Here is a 19,751-nt window from a genome sequence, read left to right as displayed (position 1 = left end):
AAATATGGGGCGTAAGGGAAATTTCCCTTGCGCTCTATTTTATTTCGCTTTACAATAAAAACTGGATTCGTACATATAACCTAAAATGTAAGGGGAAATTAAAATGGAATCATTGAATAATATCTTAAAAAAGAGTTTAAATAAAGAATTTTTATCAGCAATAATCAGCAATCCACGTGAAAAAGGCGGAATTGTAAAGATTAAGATCCGCCCTGTGGAGCATAAAGACAATATTTTGTACCAGTGCGAAGAGCACCGGAACAACCAGGTATTTCACCACAATCTGAATGAAGAAGAAGCAGCAGGATATATTGAAAATGCCATGCAGGAATTCAAACAGATGCAGATGGAGACGAGAAAATTCCGCTATCAGGTTCTGGTCAGCAAAAAAAGGAAAATGACGATTCAGAGACGGCTTCAGACCGGGAGGTTCAAAGAGATTGATCTGTCACACAACCGGAAGAAGCATTATATCCTGGAGGAAGGAAAAGCAGTTCCATTTTTACAGGATCTGGGAGTTATGACAAAAGAAGGGGAAATCGTGCGGACAAAGTTTGATAAGTTCCGCCAGATCAACCGTTTCCTGGAGTTTATCGAGGATGTTCTTCCGGAGCTCCCGAAGGATAGGGAAGTAACGATTCTGGATTTTGGATGCGGCAAATCCTATCTGACATTTGCAATTTACTATTATTTGCATGAGTTAAAAGGTTATGATATCCGGATCATCGGACTGATCAAAGAGCGAATGGCAGCTCTTGTCACGGATGCTATGCGTGCAGAATATCTCAAGAGGGAGGGATATGACACACAGATCCTGGAGTTTATCGATATGGAGCATACACCGAAGAATATTTTGATACGGGCCATTTACACGGGAAATAAAGGAAAAAATACAGAGGCAATCCGCACATGTGAAGAAATGCTTCACATCGATCCAATGCTGGGGAGATTATTGGATCAGCAGAATGAAGAGGGAGAAAAAGGAGTATAAATTTAGCAAATTAAGATAAAGGGGACTATAATTACAATGTTTAAAAAGATAGCAATAAAGACAGGGGTACTGACTACTGTATTTATTCTTGCAGTTATCGTATCCAGTTATGTGACGAACAGAGGCAACACTGATATGAGTGCAGATATGGGAGGTGCGACATTGCCAAGAATATCCTTTACGACAGAAGGATATGAAGTGAACTCACTGCCGGGATATAAAAGCGATATGACGCTTACTTCAATGCGTGATACACTGACACCCGTCACAAATAACCAGCTGGATATGAACATTGCAAAATATGATAACCAGATCCAGAAGGTTTACTGGCAGGTATATACACTGAATGGGAAAAAATGTATCCAGGAGGGAACCATTAAAGATGTTCAGGATACAGTAACTTTAAATTTCAAGAATACGAAGATCCTGAAAGAAGAGAGGATTTTGAAAGTAACCTTGTACCTGGATAATCAGAATATTTATTTTTATACCAGGATCAAGAATTCGGCAGATTGCAACTATAAGAAAAGCCTGGATTTCGCAAATGATTTCCACAATGCGGCACTCGAAAATCAGGGTGATAAGGTCGAAAGCTATTTGGAAACAGATTCCAGTGAGGACAGCTCCACCTATCAGGAGGTCACACTTGCATCGACACAGTCACAGGTGACATGGGGTTCGCTTGCACCGCAGGTATCGGGAAATGTATACTGGGAAATTAAGGAATGCAATGAGAATTACACATCACTTGTCCTCAAATACCAGGTAAAGTGCACCGGGGATACTGATTATGCTGATCGGCTTTACAGTGTAAAGGAATTCTTCCGGATCCGCACCGGGGAAGATGCACAACAGTATCTGCTTGATTATGATCGCACGATGAATCAGAGATTTGATGGTAAGACAACTGCGCTGAACCAGAAAGGTGTTCTTGTTGGGATTGCGCCGACGGACCTGGAGTATGAGACTAATACAGATGGAACCATTGTAGCATTTATAGAGGATAACCAGCTCTGGCATTATGATAAAAAAGAGGATGAAATGTCACTGGTATTCGGCTTCGCAGATGCGGAAAACATGGATGTGCGTACATTATGCGACCTGCATGATATCCGCCTGATTTCAGTAGATGAAAAAGGCAATACCACATTTACTGTAGTGGGTTATATGAATCGCGGTGTACATGAAGGGCAGGTAGGTGTAGCAGTCTATTATTTTGACGCAGAAAAAAATTCCGTTACGGAAAAAGCATTTGTCCCTAGCGAAGACGGATATTATCTGATGAAAGAGGATCTGGGTAAATTTGTATATTACAGTAATTCTGATGAAAATCTTTATGTAATGATAGATGGTACATTGTATCTTGTGAATCTGAAGGACAACACCAGAGAGGTGCTGGTGAAAGATCTGGAGGAAGGGCAGTATCAGGTTTCACCAGACGGACATCTGCTTGCTTACCAGAGTGAGGGCGGAAAGATCAATGAGTCGCAGAAGATTATCGTGCTGAATCTGAAGACGGGCAAATCTTTTGATATTACATCCGAAGGAGACGAATATGTCAAACCGATCGGATTTATCCGGAATGATTTTGCCTATGGCACGCTGCGTGGAAACGATGCAGGAACCAATATATCCGGACAGAGTGTGTACCCGATGTATAAAGTGGATATCATCACGCAGAAACAGGAGATAGCCAAGACCTATGAGGTACAGGATTTTTACATTCTGGATGGCTATGTGGCAGACAATATGATGACACTTAATCGGGTGAACAGAAATGAGAATACCTATATTTCAACAACGGCAGATTATATTACCAACAATCAGGAGAAGGAAGAGAGCAATATCACAGTTGAGACCTACAATGATGATCTGCGGGGAACTCTGGTTCGTCTTACTTATGAAAATGGGATCAAAGACAGCAAAGCAAAAATTTTAAAACCAAAGCAGGTATTGTTTGATAAACCGATGGTTGTCAGCTTTGATAAACCGAAGGTAAAGAATCAGTATTATGTATATGCACTTGGCAGTCTGCAGGGGGTGTATGAAAAAGCATCTTATGCGATCCAGGAAGCGGAGAAGATAAAAGGTGTGGTCATTTCTTCATCACAGGAATATGTATGGGAGTCCGGAAATACGCCGGATATTTATGAAGTAAATAATATGGATGAGTTCCGGACAGGAGAAGGTGAGAGTACACTTGCAGCGTGCCTGAACCGGATCCTGAAGCTAGAAGGCGCAGAAGATATAAATGCATCAACAGAGCTGGAAAACGGAAAGTCGCCGGCAGAAATCCTGACAGAAGCAACCGGTGGAGAAGGGTTTGATTTGACCGGATGTACACCGGAAGAAATCCGCTATACGATCAGCCATGAGACACCGGTGATCGCAATGCTCAGTGTGGATCACGCGGTACTGGTCATCGGATACACGGATGCGAAGTATGCTTATCTGGATCCGGCAGACGGAGAACGTCATTCCGCAACGCCGGATGAGATGAACGGTCTTGTAAGCGGAAGCGGAAATGTATTTATTGGATATGTAAAGTAAAAAATAACCGGATGGAGGAAGAAAATGAAAGATGAAAAATATTTAGAACTTCTGGCAGAAAAGTACCCGACAGAGCAGGCTGTGTGCCGAGAGATCATCAACCTGAAGGCAATCTTAAGTCTGCCGAAGGGAACCGAGCATTTCATGAGTGACCTGCACGGAGAATATGAAGCATTTTGTCATATATTAAATAACTGTTCTGGCGTGATCCGGGAAAAAGTGGATCTGCTGTTTGGAGATACCTTATCTGATCTGGACAGAGAAGAGATCTGTACCCTGATCTATTATCCGGTTGAGAAGCTTGCGCTGATCAAAAAAGAAGGGAAGAACAATGAAGAATGGTATCGTGTGATTTTGGGAAAACTGATTGAGATCGCAAGGTTATTTTCTTCCAAATATACCCGCTCGAAAGTAAGGAAAGCGATGCCGAAGGAATATGCATATATCCTAGACGAGCTGATTCATGTGCAGAAGGATGAGGATGACAATCAGCTTATCTATCACCGCAATATTTTGGATACACTTCTTGAGCTTCAGAATGCAGACGAGTTTATCGAAGTACTGGCAGGTCTGATCAAACGTCTTGCGGTGGATCACTTACATATTGTCGGCGATATTTTTGACAGGGGACCGTGCGCAGATCGGATCATGGATCTCCTGATGACTTATCATTCCATCGATATTGAGTGGGGCAATCATGATATTCTCTGGATGGGGGCAGCGGCAGGAAGCAGAGCGTGTATTGCCACTGTGATCCGGAACAATCTGAAGTACGATAACATGAAGATCCTGGAGAACAGTTATGGCATCAGCCTTCGGAATCTGACTTTATTTGCAGAGAAGATTTATCCGGGGATTGATCCGATGAAGGCAGCTTTAAAAGAGATTTCTGTACTTCTTTTTAAATTGGAAGGTCAGGTGATCCTGCGCAATCCGGATTACAAAATGGAGGATAAGCTTCTGCTTCACAAGGTCGATGTTGCACGTCAGACGGTGGAAATTGACGGAAGGGAATATGACATTAAAGAAGAGACTTTCCCGACAGTCAATTTTGCGGCAGAAAATTTGGAGGATGTATACCAACTCACCGAAGAGGAAGAGCAGGTAGTCGAAGGTCTTGAGATGGCATTTGTGAACAGCATCCGTCTGCGCCAGCACATTGATTTTCTGTACAAAAAAGGAAGTATGTATCGGATCTTTAACAATAACCTCTTATATCATGGCTGTGTGCCACTGGATGAAAGCGGTAATTTTGAGGGCGTTGTATTTGGAAGGAAGCGTTATTGCGGAAGAGATTATCTGGATTATGCAGAACACATTGCAAGAAGGGCATGGTCAAAAGATGCGAAGGAAAAAGACAAAGACTTTATGTGGTATCTGTGGTGCGGAAGAAAATCACCGCTGTCAGGCAGAAATATCAAGACTTTTGAGCGGACTTATGTGAAGGATGAAACGACCTGGCATGAGGAGTCCAACCCATATTACCGGTTCTATGAAGAAGAAAAGGTCTGCAATATGATTTTGCATGAATTTGGTCTTTATTCTGAGCGGTCACATATCATCAATGGACACACACCGGTGCGGACTTCAAAAGGCGAGCATCCGGTGCGTGCAAATGGACGACTGATGGTGATCGATGGGGGCTTTTGCAAAAGTTATCACAAGACGACCGGCATTGCCGGTTATACGCTGATCTTTAATTCCCATGGAATCCGGATCAAGTCACACCAGCCATTCCAGAGTGTATTTGCGGCATTGACGGAAAATAAAGATATTGAGTCAAAATCGGAGCTGGTAGAGACTGAGAAAGAACGTCTGATGGTAAGAGATACAGATACCGGAAAGAAGATCAAAGAAGACATTGAAGGGCTGAAGATGCTGCTTCGTGTTTACCGGGAAGGGGATCTGGAGTAGAGAGTTTGATTCCATTATTGATATGCATAATAAAAAGGATGCGGCTTAATCAGGTCATGATTTTGCAGCATCCTTTTTATGCATTATTATTTTGTCATAACGACAGCGCCATCATCCGTAATGCGGACCATGTATTCTACCTGAGCAGAAAGTCCGTCATCTTCGGTATAAACCGTCCAGTCATTGTCTTCATCAACAAAGAATTCCGGACTGCCTTCGTTGATCATTGGTTCGATGGTAAAGATCATACCCGGAACCAGAAGCATTTCGCTTCCCTTTGGTGTAACATAGCTTACCCAAGGTTCTTCGTGGAATTCAAGACCAACACCATGTCCGCCGATTTCCTCTACAACAGAATAGCCATTTGCTTTTGCATGTGAATTGATCGCATCTGCAATGTCTCCGAGATGGTTCCATGGTTTTGCCTGCGCAAGTCCAAGTTCGACACATTCCTGTGTGACACGAACCAGTTTTTCGGCACGTTCGCTGACCTTGCCGATCATAAACATACGGGATGCATCTGAGAAATATCCGTCCAGAATGGTAGATACATCCACATTGATGATATCGCCTTCTTCCAGAATAATATTTTCATCCGGAATACCATGGCAGATCTCGTTGTTAATAGAAGTACACACACTCTTTGGGAATCCCTGATAATTAAGCGGTGCCGGGATTCCGCCGTGTTCGGTTGTATAGTCATAAACTAATTTATCAATTTCGGCTGTACTCATGCCTGCGTGGATATGGGCAGCTACATGATCAAGTACGGCAGTATTGAGATCTGCACTTTTCTGGATTCCTTCAATCTGAGGAATGGTCTTGAGCATATCTCTTGTCGGAACGATTTCTCCTTTATCTGCATGATATGCGATCTTTTCTTCGATCATAAGATGGCATTTTTTGTATTTTTTTCCGCTGCCACACCAGCACAATTCATTTCTTTCCATGAGAATACCTGACTTTCTTTTATAAATTTTTACGTGCAGAGTCTGATGTGATCACAAAAAATCAGATGTATGCCTGCACTAACTGTTTCACTTCTATAATATATCCATTCCGGAACAAAAAGTCAATCTGTGCTGTGCATTTCGCCAGATGTGATTCAAAATGACAGACCAGGATGCGGTAGGTATTGGTTTTGCAGCAGAACTATTGCTTGTATAGGACTCAGGAATCGGTTATAATACAAAGGGATTATAACTGAAAATAACAGACTGATCTGGAAAAGATGAACAGGGAAAGGATGGGCAATTATGTTTAGAATTGGAATGCTTACCAGTGGTGGGGATTGTCAGGCACTGAACGCAGCCATGCGAGGTGTTGTAAAAGGACTTTGTTCAAAACGAAACGATGTGGAAATTTATGGATTTCAGGATGGATATAAAGGACTTATTTATTCGAAGTTTGAGATGCTGACAGCAAAAGATTTTTCGGGAATACTGACGATGGGTGGAACAATCCTCGGAACATCCAGACAGCCGTTTAAACTGATGCGCGTACCTGGACCGGATGGAATCGATAAGGTCGAAGCGATGAAGCATACTTATCACAAGTTGAACCTGAACTGCCTGGTAGTACTGGGAGGAAATGGAACCCATAAGACTGCGAATCTGTTAAGAGAAGAAGGACTGAATGTGATTACACTTCCGAAGACGATCGACAACGATCTGTGGGGAACAGATATGACATTTGGCTTTCAGAGTGCGGTAGATATCGCAACGGAAGCAATTGACAGAATCCATACAACTGCAACTTCACACAGCCGTGTATTTATTGTAGAGGTTATGGGGCATAAAGTAGGATGGGTAACACTTCATGCCGGAATCGCAGGCGGAGCAGATATTATTCTTCTCCCGGAGATCCCGTATGATGTGGATAACGTAGTGCGTGCGATCAAGAGCCGTACAGAGGCAGGAAAGCATTTTACGATCATCGCGGTTGCAGAAGGCGCGATCACAAAAGAAGATGCAGCCCTTCCGAAGAAAAAATTAAAAGAAAAACAGGAAAAGAAGGGCTATCCGTCTGTGGCATATGAGCTTGCAGAGAAGATCCAGAACCGTATGGATCAGGAGGTTCGTATCACGGTTCCGGGACATACGCAGAGAGGTGGAAGCCCGTGTCCGTATGACCGTGTGCTTGCAACCAGACTTGGAGCAGCAGCAGCAGACCTGATCTTAAAAGAGGACTACGGATATATGGTAGGAATCAAGAACGGCAACATCCGCAAGGTTCCGCTTGGAGAGGTTGCCGGAAAGCTGAAGATGGTAGATCCGAAAGCGGATATCATCAAAGAAGCCAAGATTGTCGGAATCAGTTTTGGTGATGAGTAAAGGAGTAATTTAACATGTCATATACTGCCCTGTATCGTAAATTCCGTCCTGCGGAATTTGAAGACGTAAAAGGACAAGATCATATTATCACAACGCTGAAGAATCAGATAAAGGCGGACAGGATCGGACATGCATATCTGTTCTGTGGCACAAGAGGAACCGGAAAGACAACAGTAGCGAAGATTTTTGCAAAGGCAGTCAATTGCGAGCATCCGGTAGACGGAAGTCCCTGCGGGGAATGTACCATGTGCAAAAATATTGCAGCCGGTACTTCCATGAACGTCATTGAGATCGATGCGGCTTCCAACAACGGTGTGGACAATATCCGTGAGATCAGGGAAGAGGTATCCTACCGTCCGACGGAGGGAAGATATAAGGTGTATATCATCGATGAGGTGCATATGCTTTCAATAGGTGCATTTAATGCTCTGTTAAAGACTTTGGAGGAACCCCCGGAATATGTAATCTTTATTCTTGCAACGACAGAGGCACATAAGATTCCGATCACGATTTTATCCAGATGCCAGCGCTACGATTTCAAGCGTATTACGATCGATACGATCGCAGCGCGGTTGGATGAACTGATGAAAAAAGAACAAGTTGAGGTAGAAGAAAAAGCAATCCGCTATATTGCGAAAGCGGCGGACGGATCCATGCGAGATGCACTAAGTCTTCTGGATCAGTGCATTGCGTTTTACCTCGGACAGAAGCTGACCTACGATCATGTTCTTGAGGTTCTTGGCGCGGTGGATACGGATGTGTTCAGCCGGCTTCTCAGACAGATCATCAGCCAGGATGTGGGAAAGGTACTTGCTACTGTAGAAGAGCTTGTGATGCAGGGAAGAGAACTGACGCAGCTTGCGGCAGATTTTACCTGGTATCTGCGCAACCTTCTTCTGGTGAAGACTTCGGATAATATGGAAGATGTGCTGGATGTATCGACGGAGAATCTGGCGCAGCTGAAAGAGGAAGCACAGATGATCGAATCCGGGGTGCTGCTCCGGTATATCCGTATTTTTTCCGAGCTGACAAATCAGCTCAAATACGCAACACAGAAAAGAGTGCTTCTGGAAGTAACACTGATCAAGCTTTGCAAACCGCAGATGGAGAGTACGAAGGACAGTATTCTGGACCGGATCCGTGCACTGGAAAAACAGGTAGAAGAAGGAAGTTTTGCAGTTGCGCAGCCGCAGGAGAGGGTTGTTTATGTAAATGGTGAAGCACCGAAGCCACAGCCAAAACCGCAGTTTCCGAAAGCACTGAAGGAAGATGTAAAGCAGGTGACATCCAATTTCCGGAAGATTGCAAACGAAGCATCAGGAATGCTTAGAGGCTATCTGAAGCAGGCAAGACTCAGCGTGGACGATCAGGACAGACTTCTGATCGTTCTGCCGGATGAGATCAGCGCCAGCGTGGTAGGAAGTGAAGAACATAAGCAGGAATTAAAAGATCTGATTGAGAAAAAAATCGGCAAGACTGTGGAGATTGATGTGCGTCAGGTGGAGAACGGACGCCATTTTGAAGACAGTTTTGTGGATATAGAAAAAGTGATCAATATGGAGATCACGATTGAAGATGAATAATAATTAGGAGGATTTATAGTTATGGCAAAAAGAGGAGGATTTCCAGGAGGCGGAATGCCGGGAAATATGGCAAATTTAATGAAGCAGGCTCAGAAGATGCAGAAGCAGATGGAAGAGCAGGCAAAAGAGATGGAAGAGAAAAGTTTTACAGCAACTGCAGGTGGCGGAGCTGTAGAAGTGACCGTAAGCGGTAAAAAAGAAGTCCAGAAAGTAAAACTTCAGGAAGAAGTTGTGGATCCGGATGATGTAGAGATGCTGGAAGACCTGATCATGGCAGCAGTCAATGAAGCACTTCGTCAGGTCGATGAGGCAAATACTTCCGCTATGAGCAAGCTGACTGGCGGACTTGGCGGAATGCCGGGAATGTTCTAGAACGGGAGTGTAAAAGATGGATTATTACAGCAGTCAGATCAGTAAACTGATCGAAGAATTATCAAGACTGCCTGGTATCGGAGCAAAGTCAGCCGGAAGGCTGGCTTTTCATATCATTAATATGCCGAAGGAACAGGTAGAACAGCTTGCAGCGACACTGGTAGATGCAAGAAATAATGTAAGATACTGCAAGCAATGCTGCACGCTTACTGACAAAGAATTATGCCCGATCTGTGCCAGCGAGGAGCGGGATCATAAGACGATCATGGTTGTGGAAAATTCCCGAGATCTTGCAGCTTATGAAAAGACTGGAAAATATAATGGTGTGTACCATGTACTTCATGGCGCAATTTCCCCGATGCTTGGGATCGGACCTGGAGATATCCGGCTAAAAGAGCTGATGGAGCGTCTTCAGGGGGATGTGGATGAAGTGATCATCGCAACCAATTCCAGCCTGGAAGGGGAGACTACTGCGATGTATATCAGCAAACTGATCAAGCCGACAGGAATCAAGGTCAGCCGGATCGCAAGCGGCGTGCCGGTCGGCGGCGATCTGGAATATATTGATGAAGTGACGCTTCTGCGTGCACTGGAAGGACGTACAGCACTTTAGGTGACTTAACGTGACTTAAGGACTGCGAGGAGTGCCGGAAACGTATGCATTTGAAAGAAGTAAAGATATGAGAAAGAAGAAAGTAACCTCTTCGGATATCGCACATGCGGCAGGTGTGTCGCAGGCAACGGTATCCATGATCCTGAATAAAAAATATAATGTATCATTTTCAAAAGAAACGATCCGTAAAGTGGAACAGATCGCAGAAGAGATGGGATACGAAGTACCGAAAAGAAAGACACGCAGAGAAAGCAGGAAAGAAAAACTGATCGTCGTATTTTGTTCCAACCTCACGAACCCTTATTATGTTATGTTGCTTCAAGGGATTGAATCCCGTGCAAAGGAGCAGGGATATGGACTGTTTGTGTGCAATACCCAGAGGGATCTGAAGATGGAGGAGCGGTATCTCAGGATGATGCATGAGCTGAAACCGCTTGGCATTATCTATACCTGCAATCCAAGTCATTGCTTTATGGATACGATAGAAGAGTTGGCAGAAAAAATTCCGATCGTAATTATCAATAACCAGAATGAGCATCTGAATGTAGATGCAGTGGAACTGGATAATTCCAAACTCGGAAGGATGATGGCAAAGCATCTTCTGGATCTGGGGCATCGGAAAGTAGCGTATATTGCACCACCTCTTACAACCAGACAGAAGCAGCGCTCCAAAAGGGTGGAAGGATTTCTGAAAGAATTTGATGCTGTTGGATTAAAAGACAATGTGATCATCAAGGCAGCAAATGAGTCGATCGATATGAGCATCCCGAATATCGATTCGGAGTATAAGATCGGATATGATCTGACGAAAGAGCTTTTGAGAGAGCATAATGATATTACTGCGATCGTCGGATTAAATGATATGATCGCATTTGGAATCTTGGATGCACTTCACGAAGAAAAATATAAAGTTCCGGCAGATATTTCCGTAATGGGATGTGATAATACACTGTTTGCGAAGATGCATAAGGTGTCGCTGACAACGATCGAGCATTTTGTCGTTTTCAAAGGGCGGGATGCCTGTGATATCATTATGAAAAAGATTCTTTCTCAGAACAGCCAGTATTCAGAGATCCAGCCGATCAGCACCTACCATGTAGAATATGAACCTCGTCTGATCGTGCGTGGAACGACGTCTTATGCGAAAACAAAAAAAGGGAAAAATTAGTTTAAATTCAAAAAATATTAGTAATATTTCATAGTTTATATCTCTGAAAACGCTATAAAATAAAGGATTATCCAAAAACGGTATCAAAAAATTACTAATAAAATAGTTAATATTAACGCGAAAAATTACTAATAAAAACATATGGCTATTGACCTGTCAGAGTAAATTGCGATATAATTTAACCAAGTCAGGCAATCAGATAAAAAGAGGGATTCCTGATAACGGGAAATACGAATTTTCATGTTCATAAGGAGGAAAACGAAATGAGATTTTTCATCGACACAGCAAATGTGGAAGACATTAAAAAAGCTAACGATATGGGAGTTATCTGCGGAGTTACAACAAATCCGTCACTGATCGCAAAAGAGGGACGTGATTTTAAAGAAGTTATCGCAGAGATCGCATCTATCGTAGACGGACCGATCAGTGGAGAAGTAAAAGCAACAACTACTGATGCAGAAGGTATGATTGCAGAAGGTAGAGAAATCGCTAAGATCCATCCGAACATGGTAGTTAAAATTCCGATGACTGTAGAAGGACTGAAAGCTTGTAAAGCTCTTACAGCTGAAGGAATCAAGACAAATGTAACACTGGTATTCACAGCAAACCAGGCACTTCTTGCAGCAAGAGCAGGGGCTACATATGTATCGCCGTTCCTTGGACGTCTGGATGATATTTCTGTACGTGGAACAGAACTGATCGAAGAAATCGCTGAGATGTTTGCAGCGGCCGGAGATATTGATACACAGATCATCTGCGCGAGCGTCCGTAACCCAATGCACGTTACAGAATGTGCACTTGCAGGTGCTGATATTGCAACTGTTCCTTACAAAGTAATTGAACAGATGACACATCATCCGCTTACAGATGCTGGTATCGCAAAATTCCAGGCTGATTACAAAGCAGTATTCGGAGAATAAAATTTACAATCGGAATAATTTACTGTCGGAAGAGCACCAATCTGCGCTTCCGACAAAGTGACTAAAAATAAACTATTTCAGGAGGCATATTTTCATGAACAAGTCAGAACTTATGAAAACTGCAAATGAAATCCGTAAGAGCATCGTGACAGCAGTACACGCTGCCAAATCCGGACATCCGGGCGGATCTCTGTCAGCAGCAGACATCTACACATATTTATATTTTGAAGAGTTAAATATCGATCCTAAGGATCCTAAGAAAGCAGACCGCGACCGTTTCGTTCTTTCCAAAGGACATACAGCTCCGGGATACTATTCTGCACTGGCACACAGAGGATTCTTCCCGGTAGAAGACCTCAAGACACTTCGTCATACAGGATCTTACCTTCAGGGACATCCGGATATGAAGCACATCCCGGGTGTTGATATGTCAAGCGGATCTCTGGGACAGGGAATCTCAGCAGCAGTAGGTATGGCTATTTCTGCAAAACTGAGTAATGATGACTATCGTGTATACACACTTCTCGGAGATGGAGAAATTCAGGAAGGACAGGTTTGGGAAGCTTCTATGTTAGCAGGCTTCAGAAAACTGGACAATCTGGTAGTAATTGTAGATAATAACAACCTTCAGATTGACGGACGTATTGATGAAGTTAACTCACCATACCCGATCGACAAGAAATTTGAAGCATTTAACTTCCACGTAATCAATATCGATGGACATGATTTTGATCAGATTGCAGCTGCTTTCAAAGAAGCAAAAGAAACAAAAGGAATGCCGACAGCTATTATTGCCAAGACCATAAAAGGTAAAGGTGTTTCTTTCATGGAAGACCAGGCTGGATGGCATGGAAAAGCTCCGAATGATGAAGAATACAAGATCGCTATGGAAGATTTAGAGAAAGCAGGTGAAGCATTATGTCAGAAGTAAAGAAAATCGCAACAAGAGAAAGCTATGGTAATGCTTTAGTTGAACTTGGAAAACTGCATGATGATGTAGTAGTACTTGATGCTGACCTTGCCGGAGCTACAAAGACAGGAATGTTTAAGAAAGCATTCCCGGAAAGATTTATCGATTGTGGTATCGCAGAAGGCAACATGATCGGAGTTGCAGCTGGTATCGCTACAACAGGCAAAGTTCCGTTTGCAAGTACATTTGCAATGTTCGCAGCAGGACGTGCATTTGAACAGGTTCGTAACTCTGTCGGATATCCGAAGAACAATGTTAAGATCGGTGCTACACATGCAGGTATTTCCGTTGGTGAAGATGGTGCTACCCATCAGTGCAACGAAGATATCGCTCTTATGAGAACAATCCCAGGTATGGTAGTGATCAGCCCGGCAGATGATGTAGAAGCAAGAGCAGCTGTATTTGCAGCATATGAACATCAGGGACCGGTATATATGCGTTTCGGAAGACTTGCAGTGCCGGTAATCAATGATAATCCGGATTATAAGTTTGAGATCGGAAAAGGAATCGTACTTCGCGAAGGTAAAGATGTAACAATCGTTGCAACAGGACTTGAAGTGAGCGAATCTCTTGCAGCAGCTGAAAAGCTTGCAGCAGACGGAATCGATGCGAAAGTAATCAATATCCATACGATCAAACCTATTGATGAAGAACTTATTGTTGCAGCAGCAAAAGAGACAGGAAAAGTTGTTACCGTAGAAGAACATTCTGTTATCGGTGGACTTGGAAGTGCTGTATGTGATGTGCTTTCTGAAAAACTTCCTACACCTGTTCTGAAGATTGGTGTTATGGATACGTTCGGGGAATCTGGTCCGGCAGTTGAACTGATCAAGAAATACGGACTTGATGCAGACAGCATCTGCGAAAAAGTAAAAGCATTTGTAAAATAATAAAAAAGGATTCTGAGAATCTATAATAAAAATGCCAGAACCGGTGTAAATCGGGACTGGCATTTTTGTTATGGATGAAAGTTATTGATCCGCTGTGGGAGTGAGAAGGATACAGCACCAGACCAGTGGCACTATAACCAGTTATATTTTGAGAGTGGCATATTTCCCGTTCTAGGAAAATATTTTCCGTATAATACAGCTTACAAGTCCAATTCCGCATAATGGAAGAAGGATTCCTTTCAGACTTCCATACAGCTGCAGACCGCCGGCAAGACCGGTCAGTGGTGATGGAGAAGAAGGAATCAGATTCCAGAATATTCCGGCAGCAATTACAGTTATACCGATGAACAGGAAAGAGAAAAGCCCCCGTCCGGTATCGACACGCTTTGTACCCCTGTCTCCATAAGCACATGGTCCGGTCAGCGCCCACAGGAAGAAAATAATCTCCATAATCAGCAGAAATGCTGCGACGCCAAGGAAGGCACCGAGCGTATAATTCTTGGCATTTACCGCTGTGGCAAGTGAACCATATACTGGATAACAGCTCCAGAAATTCTTGAAAATATTAAATGCAATTACGGCGATCATCAGAAGCGTTACGCCACGGGCTCCGGTCTGCAGGAGTTTGCCGGTTATTTTTGCGCCTGTCTGCACGGTCTTTTTCACCGGAGTGGTGATGATCGAAGCGGATGGAGTGGAACGCTTTTTCCCGGAAGCTTTTGAACTGCCGTTTCCAGAGTTTCCGGAAGTACGTTTCCGGGCTTTTTTAGACCGCTCCTTTCGTGAATCCTCTGAAGGATCTTCGGAGGAAGAGTGTTCCTTCTTTTTTACTTCCTCGCTTTTGTTGGTTTTATTTACATCTCTTTGAGATTTCTTTTTACGCCTTTTTACGGTATCCCGATCCGGTACGTCATCCAGATCAATGATATCAAAGTCAGTATCGTCTGACAGGTCTTCATAAATCTGTTTCATGTTACAATCAGCCTCCTCATTTTTGTTTCGCCCTATTTTATACCAGGAATTTGAAAGAAACAATATGAATCACAGAAACATCACAAAATCATAAGGAATTCTTTAGAAAAGAATGAGGTGGAACAAAAGAAATTTTGGTATACTTAAAGTATGCCGGGGAAAGGAACACGGCAGAAAAAAAGAGGGTAACCAGAATGGAAAAATTACAGAAAACGATAACTGAATTAAATGATAAATTAAAAAAGAAAAATAAAACACCGGAGGAGCAGGATGAAGAATTTGAACAGTTTTATGAATGCATCAAAGATATTGCAATCCATCCGGTAGTGCTGAGAATGAAGCTTTATCCGCATCATGGAGTGACAAACTGTTATCAGCACTGTCTTCATGTTTCTTACTATAATTATATCTGGTGTAAGGCACTTGGACTGGATGCAAGGTCAGCAGCGCGTGCGGGAATGCTGCATGATTTGTTTTTGTACGACTGGCATACCCATGCAAAGCGGACAGGGGATCATTTTCATGGGATGACGCATCCGAAAAGAGCGCTCATGAACGCAGAGAAATTTTTTGATCTGAATAGCATCGAACGGGATATTATCATCAACCATATGTGGCCGGTCACACTTTTTTCTGTGCCGCGGACAAAAGAAGGATGGATTACGACACTTGCTGACAAGTATTGCGGCAGTTTTGAGACTGCACAGCGAAAGGAGAGCGATCCGGTAAAGAAAAAACGGGGAATGGACAGGATTGTCGAACGATTTTCCTATTTAGTAGACACAAAGCGATAAAAAGTGTGCTTTCCATATGATACGATAGCCTAAACTACAAAATATGCAGAATGAGGTGAGAGTATTATGGAAAACAAATTTCCAAAAAATGTACGTCAGATAGGAAATGTGAGTGATACTCCGAAGATTTACGTGGAAGATTATGTAGATACATTTCTGAATCAGATTTGTGATAAAGCAGATAAGGAACAGGCAGGTGCATTTCTGGTCGGTAAAAAAGAAGTAACAGAAGGTCAGGAGTGTCTCTATATTTTTGGCGCGATCTGCATGGAATTTTCCGATGATGAAAATGAAATCATTTCACAGGAGAATTTTGAAAAAGCAGAGCAGGAGAAAAAGGAATATTTTGAAGAGGGTACGATGATTGGCTGGATGCTCTGCAGACCGGGCGCGCGAATGGTGATAGATACGAAGATATTCAATACCCATGAAAAATATTTTTCCGAAAGAAATACTATTTTTATATTAAAAGATAATGCAGAGGTGGAAGAACAGTATTATTGTTACAAATATAAAGAGCTGATGCAGATTGGCGGGCATTATGTTTATTATGAAAAAAATGCTGCAATGCAGAGTTATATGATTACGGCACGGAAAAAGATTGGCGTGACACCCAGCGAAGTTGTGGAAGATAAGGCTGCAAAAGATTTTCGCAACCTTGTAAAAGAAAGATTTGAGGCGCAGGAGCAGAAGAAAACTTCCAGGCTGACATACGTGGCGAGCGTGTTTCTGGTAATTGTGGTTCTGATTATGGGCGTGACAACCCTGAACAATTATGGGAAAATGAAAAGTGTCCAGTCATCCCTGGAATTTATACGTAATTCGATCATGAAGCAGGGCGAAGAAAAAACGCAGAAAACCAGTGGCACAGTAAAAGAAGCAAATGAGCAACAAAATGAGAATACCGTTCAGTCAGAGCAGACGAATGATCCGCAGACAGAGGAACAGCAGGATCCGATGCCACAGCAGGGAGAGGGCTCTGATTCTGCTTCGACAGAGGAAGAAAAGGTCGATGATTCTTCGATGAGCGCAATGCAGGAAATGAGTGAAGATATTTATATTGTAGAAAAAGGCGATACGCTAGCCAAAATCAGCAAGAAAGTATACGGGGATAGTGGACATGTAGATGCGATCTGCAGAATGAACGGGTTGTCGGACGGAAACCTGATTTTTATCGGACAGAAATTGATTCTGCCGTAGTTTTCTGTACATATGAATAAAAACTGTGGTATACTAACAACAAACTAACGACAGGAAAAGGACAGGTTATGGATGTGATAGTAAAGGTACGTGATCCGGACGAAAACCTGGAAGAGAAGATAAAGGCGTACAAAGTAAAAAAGAGAATAAAGACGGCGGTAACGATTTTGGCGTTTGTGTTTGCACTGATCAGCAGCTATCTGCTTGTGAAATTGCAGACATATACAAGCTTACGGACTCTGCAAAGCTATAAAAATAAAGAGACAGAATCAAGTGATTTGAAATATTTGCAATATGCAGACGGAATGCTCAAATACGGACGGGATGGAATTGCGTATATCAATAAAAAAGGTGTAGAGCAGTGGAATCAGTCTTATCAGATTAAGGATCCGGTTATCAATGTGTCGGGAAAAGCGATGGCGGTCGCAGAGCGCGGTGGAAATGATATTTATGTTATGGATGAAAAAGGCGCGAAGGGAGAAATCCATACGAATTATCCGATCGAGAAGATAGCTGTTGCGGAAAATGGAATTGTCAGTACGATTTTAAATAACGAAAATTCACCAATGGTTGTGTGCTATGATGCGACAGGAAATGTACTGGTAGAGCACAGAGCTTCACTTACCGGAACCGGATACCCGATTGGAATCGCACTTTCGCCGAACGGAACGAGACTTCAGATTTCATATTTGTGTGTAGCGGATGGTGTCGAGGCAACAAGAGTCGGATACCTGAATTTTGATAATACAGAAGAAGCGAACAAAGAATATCAGGTTGCTGATGATGTTTACAAAAACACAATTGTTCCGACTTCGTTTTTTATAGATGAGAAGAAGTCTGTTCTGGTCGGAGATCAGTCGTTTATGATCTATAAGGAAACGGACAAGCCGAAGCTTTCTAAAACAGTAAAGCTGGATAAGCAGATTAAGAGCTTTTTCCATGACGATGAATATCTTGGGTTCATACTGAAAGAAGAAAGCGGAGAATATGAGCTTCGCCTATATGATATGGAAGGAAATCAGAAATTATCTAAAACATTTACCGGGGAATATGGAAATGTAAAGATTGCAGATGGAAATGTTATCATGTATGATGGGACTTCCTGCCTGATTTATTCCAAGCTTGGTGTGAAGCAATTTGAAGGAACGACAGAATATGAGATAAAAGAAGTAATTCCGGTTTTCGGAATCAATAAGTACCTTGTGATGAATGCAGACGGACTTGCAGAGGTACGGCTTGTAAAATAGGAGTAGAGTATGGAAGTAAATATTTTATTGGTAATTGTCGGGGGCATTATAGCAATAGGAGCTATTGTAGGATTTGCTAAAGGTGCTGTCAGGATTGCTGTATCGCTTGGGGCGACGATCCTTACACTGGCGGTTGTGTATTTTGCAACGCCGTATGTCAGCAAAGCAATTTATTCGCTTACACCGATTGATGAGATGGTAGAACAGCAGTGTATAAAAACGATGACAAAAGCCTTCACGGGAGAAGCGGATACAAATTCGGGATTTACGGAAGAGCAGGTGCGGGGAATCCTCTCAGCGGCAGGTGTATCTGAGCAGACATTGGAAGCAGCAGGAATTACCGTGGAAGATATTGTAAATGGTAATGTGTCAGATGAGATGCTGCAGCAGTATGGAATTTCACCAGATATCTTCGATGGACATGTGTCAACGGAAGAGGTAGAGCAGTCGATCATGGAGGCTGAGATTCCAAAGCAAATGCAGATAGTGGCAATCGAGGGGGCAGATCTTCCGGATGTATTTAAGAATCTTCTTCTGGAAAATAATAACAGTGAAGTTTATCAGAAGCTTGGGGTAACGACATTTGCGGAATATGTAAGCAAATATTTTGCAAAGCTGGTTATCGAGATTGTCGCGTTTCTGGTAACATTCCTGTTTGCAACCATTGTGATAAGAGCGGTTGTGTTTGCGCTTGATTTTGTGACAGCACTTCCGGTTCTGGGAATTCTGAACAGGCTGGCAGGAGTTCTGGTAGGGTCGACGATTTCATTTATTATAGTAGGGATCCTGTTTATTGTAATTACGCTTCTGTATACAACAACGATAGGAAAGCAGGCAATGGGAATGATCAGAGAAGATCAGATCCTTAGTTTTTTATATGATAATAATATAATTATGAAAATTGCAACAATGTTGAGATAAAAGGCTTGACAATAGAAACTGATAATGGTATTATAAAAATCCGTCACGGAAAAGTGATGGATTTTTATTTATAATAAGGAATGTAAGGTAGCCTTTGAAAATAAAAATAAAAACCTCAAAAAATGTGTTGACAAAACAAAATACACATGATATTATATAGAGGTTGTCGCTGATAAAAATAAAAAGCGACAAAAAATAATTTAAAAAAGTTGTTGACAAACACGAAACACTTTGATATAATATAAAAGCTGTCACATGAAACGGCAACAACAAAAAAAGAACATTGATAACTGAACAATAGACAACAAACCCT

The 19,751-nt window shown here is 42.5% G+C and carries 17 protein-coding genes; 15 read left to right on the top strand and 2 right to left on the bottom strand.

The features are described from left to right. The first annotated feature begins 103 nt into the window (after positions 1-103). From PG766_RS08635 to PG766_RS08625, 3 genes are read left to right on the top strand one after another with little or no spacing between them, the layout of a single operon-like run. Positions 104-991 carry a methyltransferase gene (locus PG766_RS08635; RefSeq protein WP_270590731.1) on the top strand — a complete coding sequence of 296 codons (888 nt, stop codon included), beginning with the start codon at positions 104-106 and terminating at the stop codon, positions 989-991. 36 nt (positions 992-1,027) lie between these two features. Next, a complete protein-coding gene (locus PG766_RS08630) occupies positions 1,028-3,541 on the top strand; it encodes a hypothetical protein (protein WP_117559427.1) in 2,514 nt (837 codons plus the stop codon). Positions 3,542-3,565: 24 nt separating this feature from the next. Next, complete coding sequence (locus PG766_RS08625) at positions 3,566-5,455, top strand: fructose-1,6-bisphosphatase (RefSeq protein ID WP_118199582.1); 1,890 nt, start codon at positions 3,566-3,568, stop codon at positions 5,453-5,455. 86 nt (positions 5,456-5,541) lie between these two features. Here the strand turns inward: PG766_RS08625 and PG766_RS08620 are convergent, their stop codons facing one another. Next, entirely contained in the window at positions 5,542-6,405 is an 864-nt protein-coding gene (locus PG766_RS08620; RefSeq protein ID WP_055249318.1) for a methionyl aminopeptidase, read from the bottom strand. A gap of 306 nt (positions 6,406-6,711) precedes the next feature. On the opposite strand from PG766_RS08620, the gene PG766_RS08615 reads away from it, so the two are divergent. The 8 genes from PG766_RS08615 to PG766_RS08580 all read left to right on the top strand — a co-directional run bounded on the left by PG766_RS08615 (position 6,712) and on the right by PG766_RS08580 (position 14,304). Beyond that, positions 6,712-7,788: a 6-phosphofructokinase gene (locus PG766_RS08615; protein WP_118199583.1), complete on the top strand. Its 1,077-nt coding sequence runs from the start codon at positions 6,712-6,714 to the stop codon at positions 7,786-7,788. A gap of 14 nt (positions 7,789-7,802) precedes the next feature. Beyond that, the gene (gene dnaX / locus PG766_RS08610) at positions 7,803-9,371 is read left to right on the top strand and encodes a DNA polymerase III subunit gamma/tau (protein ID WP_118199584.1); all 1,569 of its coding nucleotides are present in this window, start codon (positions 7,803-7,805) and stop codon (positions 9,369-9,371) included. Positions 9,372-9,392: 21 nt separating this feature from the next. After that, positions 9,393-9,743: a YbaB/EbfC family nucleoid-associated protein gene (locus PG766_RS08605; protein WP_022220696.1), complete on the top strand. Its 351-nt coding sequence runs from the start codon at positions 9,393-9,395 to the stop codon at positions 9,741-9,743. 16 nt (positions 9,744-9,759) lie between these two features. Beyond that, the gene (gene recR, locus PG766_RS08600) at positions 9,760-10,356 is read left to right on the top strand and encodes a recombination mediator RecR (RefSeq protein ID WP_008370967.1); all 597 of its coding nucleotides are present in this window, start codon (positions 9,760-9,762) and stop codon (positions 10,354-10,356) included. Between the two features lie 67 nt (positions 10,357-10,423). Further along, complete coding sequence (locus PG766_RS08595; RefSeq protein ID WP_044998858.1) at positions 10,424-11,524, top strand: LacI family DNA-binding transcriptional regulator; 1,101 nt, start codon at positions 10,424-10,426, stop codon at positions 11,522-11,524. A 263-nt stretch (positions 11,525-11,787) separates the two neighbouring features. Next, positions 11,788-12,444: a fructose-6-phosphate aldolase gene (gene fsa / locus PG766_RS08590; protein WP_008370963.1), complete on the top strand. Its 657-nt coding sequence runs from the start codon at positions 11,788-11,790 to the stop codon at positions 12,442-12,444. Between the two features lie 94 nt (positions 12,445-12,538). Beyond that, positions 12,539-13,375: a transketolase gene (locus PG766_RS08585; RefSeq protein ID WP_055158468.1), complete on the top strand. Its 837-nt coding sequence runs from the start codon at positions 12,539-12,541 to the stop codon at positions 13,373-13,375. Next, the gene (locus PG766_RS08580; RefSeq protein WP_022220697.1) at positions 13,363-14,304 is read left to right on the top strand and encodes a transketolase family protein; all 942 of its coding nucleotides are present in this window, start codon (positions 13,363-13,365) and stop codon (positions 14,302-14,304) included. Before PG766_RS08585 ends, PG766_RS08580 begins: the two co-directional genes overlap by 13 nt. Before the next feature lie 171 nt (positions 14,305-14,475). On the opposite strand, the gene PG766_RS08575 is transcribed toward PG766_RS08580, so the two are convergent. Then, positions 14,476-15,276 carry a hypothetical protein gene (locus PG766_RS08575; RefSeq protein WP_118199585.1) on the bottom strand — a complete coding sequence of 267 codons (801 nt, stop codon included), beginning with the start codon at positions 15,274-15,276 and terminating at the stop codon, positions 14,476-14,478. Between the two features lie 194 nt (positions 15,277-15,470). Here PG766_RS08575 and PG766_RS08570 point away from each other — a divergent pair, with 194 nt between their 5' ends. The 4 genes from PG766_RS08570 (at position 15,471) to PG766_RS08555 (ending at position 19,438) form a co-directional block, all read left to right on the top strand. Continuing rightward, the gene (locus PG766_RS08570) at positions 15,471-16,070 is read left to right on the top strand and encodes an HD domain-containing protein (RefSeq protein ID WP_118199586.1); all 600 of its coding nucleotides are present in this window, start codon (positions 15,471-15,473) and stop codon (positions 16,068-16,070) included. 66 nt (positions 16,071-16,136) lie between these two features. Beyond that, on the top strand, positions 16,137-17,270 hold the full coding sequence (locus PG766_RS08565; RefSeq protein ID WP_118199587.1) for a LysM peptidoglycan-binding domain-containing protein: 1,134 nt from the start codon (positions 16,137-16,139) through the stop codon (positions 17,268-17,270). Between the two features lie 68 nt (positions 17,271-17,338). Then, positions 17,339-18,517 carry a DUF5711 family protein gene (locus tag PG766_RS08560; RefSeq protein ID WP_118199588.1) on the top strand — a complete coding sequence of 393 codons (1,179 nt, stop codon included), beginning with the start codon at positions 17,339-17,341 and terminating at the stop codon, positions 18,515-18,517. A gap of 9 nt (positions 18,518-18,526) precedes the next feature. Further along, positions 18,527-19,438: a CvpA family protein gene (locus PG766_RS08555; protein ID WP_118199589.1), complete on the top strand. Its 912-nt coding sequence runs from the start codon at positions 18,527-18,529 to the stop codon at positions 19,436-19,438. Positions 19,439-19,751 lie beyond the last annotated feature (313 nt).

This window comes from Coprococcus sp. LG101-27 (genome assembly GCF_027695515.1).
In the GTDB taxonomy this organism is placed as follows: domain Bacteria; phylum Bacillota; class Clostridia; order Lachnospirales; family Lachnospiraceae; genus Allocoprococcus; species Allocoprococcus comes.
Note: the sequence above shows the minus strand (reverse complement) of the source record. Positions and strands in the feature narration are given on the sequence as shown.

What these genes read in the sequence shown, in the direction of transcription:
- PG766_RS08635 (WP_270590731.1), top strand. Translation starts at nt 104, where the DNA reads ATGGAATCATTGAATAATATCTTAAAAAAGAGTTTAAATAAAGAATTT.
- PG766_RS08630 (WP_117559427.1), top strand. Translation starts at nt 1,028, where the DNA reads ATGTTTAAAAAGATAGCAATAAAGACAGGGGTACTGACTACTGTATTT.
- PG766_RS08625 (WP_118199582.1), top strand. Translation starts at nt 3,566, where the DNA reads ATGAAAGATGAAAAATATTTAGAACTTCTGGCAGAAAAGTACCCGACA.
- PG766_RS08620 (WP_055249318.1), bottom strand. Translation starts at nt 6,405, where the DNA reads ATGGAAAGAAATGAATTGTGCTGGTGTGGCAGCGGAAAAAAATACAAA.
- PG766_RS08615 (WP_118199583.1), top strand. Translation starts at nt 6,712, where the DNA reads ATGTTTAGAATTGGAATGCTTACCAGTGGTGGGGATTGTCAGGCACTG.
- dnaX (WP_118199584.1), top strand. Translation starts at nt 7,803, where the DNA reads ATGTCATATACTGCCCTGTATCGTAAATTCCGTCCTGCGGAATTTGAA.
- PG766_RS08605 (WP_022220696.1), top strand. Translation starts at nt 9,393, where the DNA reads ATGGCAAAAAGAGGAGGATTTCCAGGAGGCGGAATGCCGGGAAATATG.
- recR (WP_008370967.1), top strand. Translation starts at nt 9,760, where the DNA reads ATGGATTATTACAGCAGTCAGATCAGTAAACTGATCGAAGAATTATCA.
- PG766_RS08595 (WP_044998858.1), top strand. Translation starts at nt 10,424, where the DNA reads ATGAGAAAGAAGAAAGTAACCTCTTCGGATATCGCACATGCGGCAGGT.
- fsa (WP_008370963.1), top strand. Translation starts at nt 11,788, where the DNA reads ATGAGATTTTTCATCGACACAGCAAATGTGGAAGACATTAAAAAAGCT.
- PG766_RS08585 (WP_055158468.1), top strand. Translation starts at nt 12,539, where the DNA reads ATGAACAAGTCAGAACTTATGAAAACTGCAAATGAAATCCGTAAGAGC.
- PG766_RS08580 (WP_022220697.1), top strand. Translation starts at nt 13,363, where the DNA reads ATGTCAGAAGTAAAGAAAATCGCAACAAGAGAAAGCTATGGTAATGCT.
- PG766_RS08575 (WP_118199585.1), bottom strand. Translation starts at nt 15,276, where the DNA reads ATGAAACAGATTTATGAAGACCTGTCAGACGATACTGACTTTGATATC.
- PG766_RS08570 (WP_118199586.1), top strand. Translation starts at nt 15,471, where the DNA reads ATGGAAAAATTACAGAAAACGATAACTGAATTAAATGATAAATTAAAA.
- PG766_RS08565 (WP_118199587.1), top strand. Translation starts at nt 16,137, where the DNA reads ATGGAAAACAAATTTCCAAAAAATGTACGTCAGATAGGAAATGTGAGT.
- PG766_RS08560 (WP_118199588.1), top strand. Translation starts at nt 17,339, where the DNA reads ATGGATGTGATAGTAAAGGTACGTGATCCGGACGAAAACCTGGAAGAG.
- PG766_RS08555 (WP_118199589.1), top strand. Translation starts at nt 18,527, where the DNA reads ATGGAAGTAAATATTTTATTGGTAATTGTCGGGGGCATTATAGCAATA.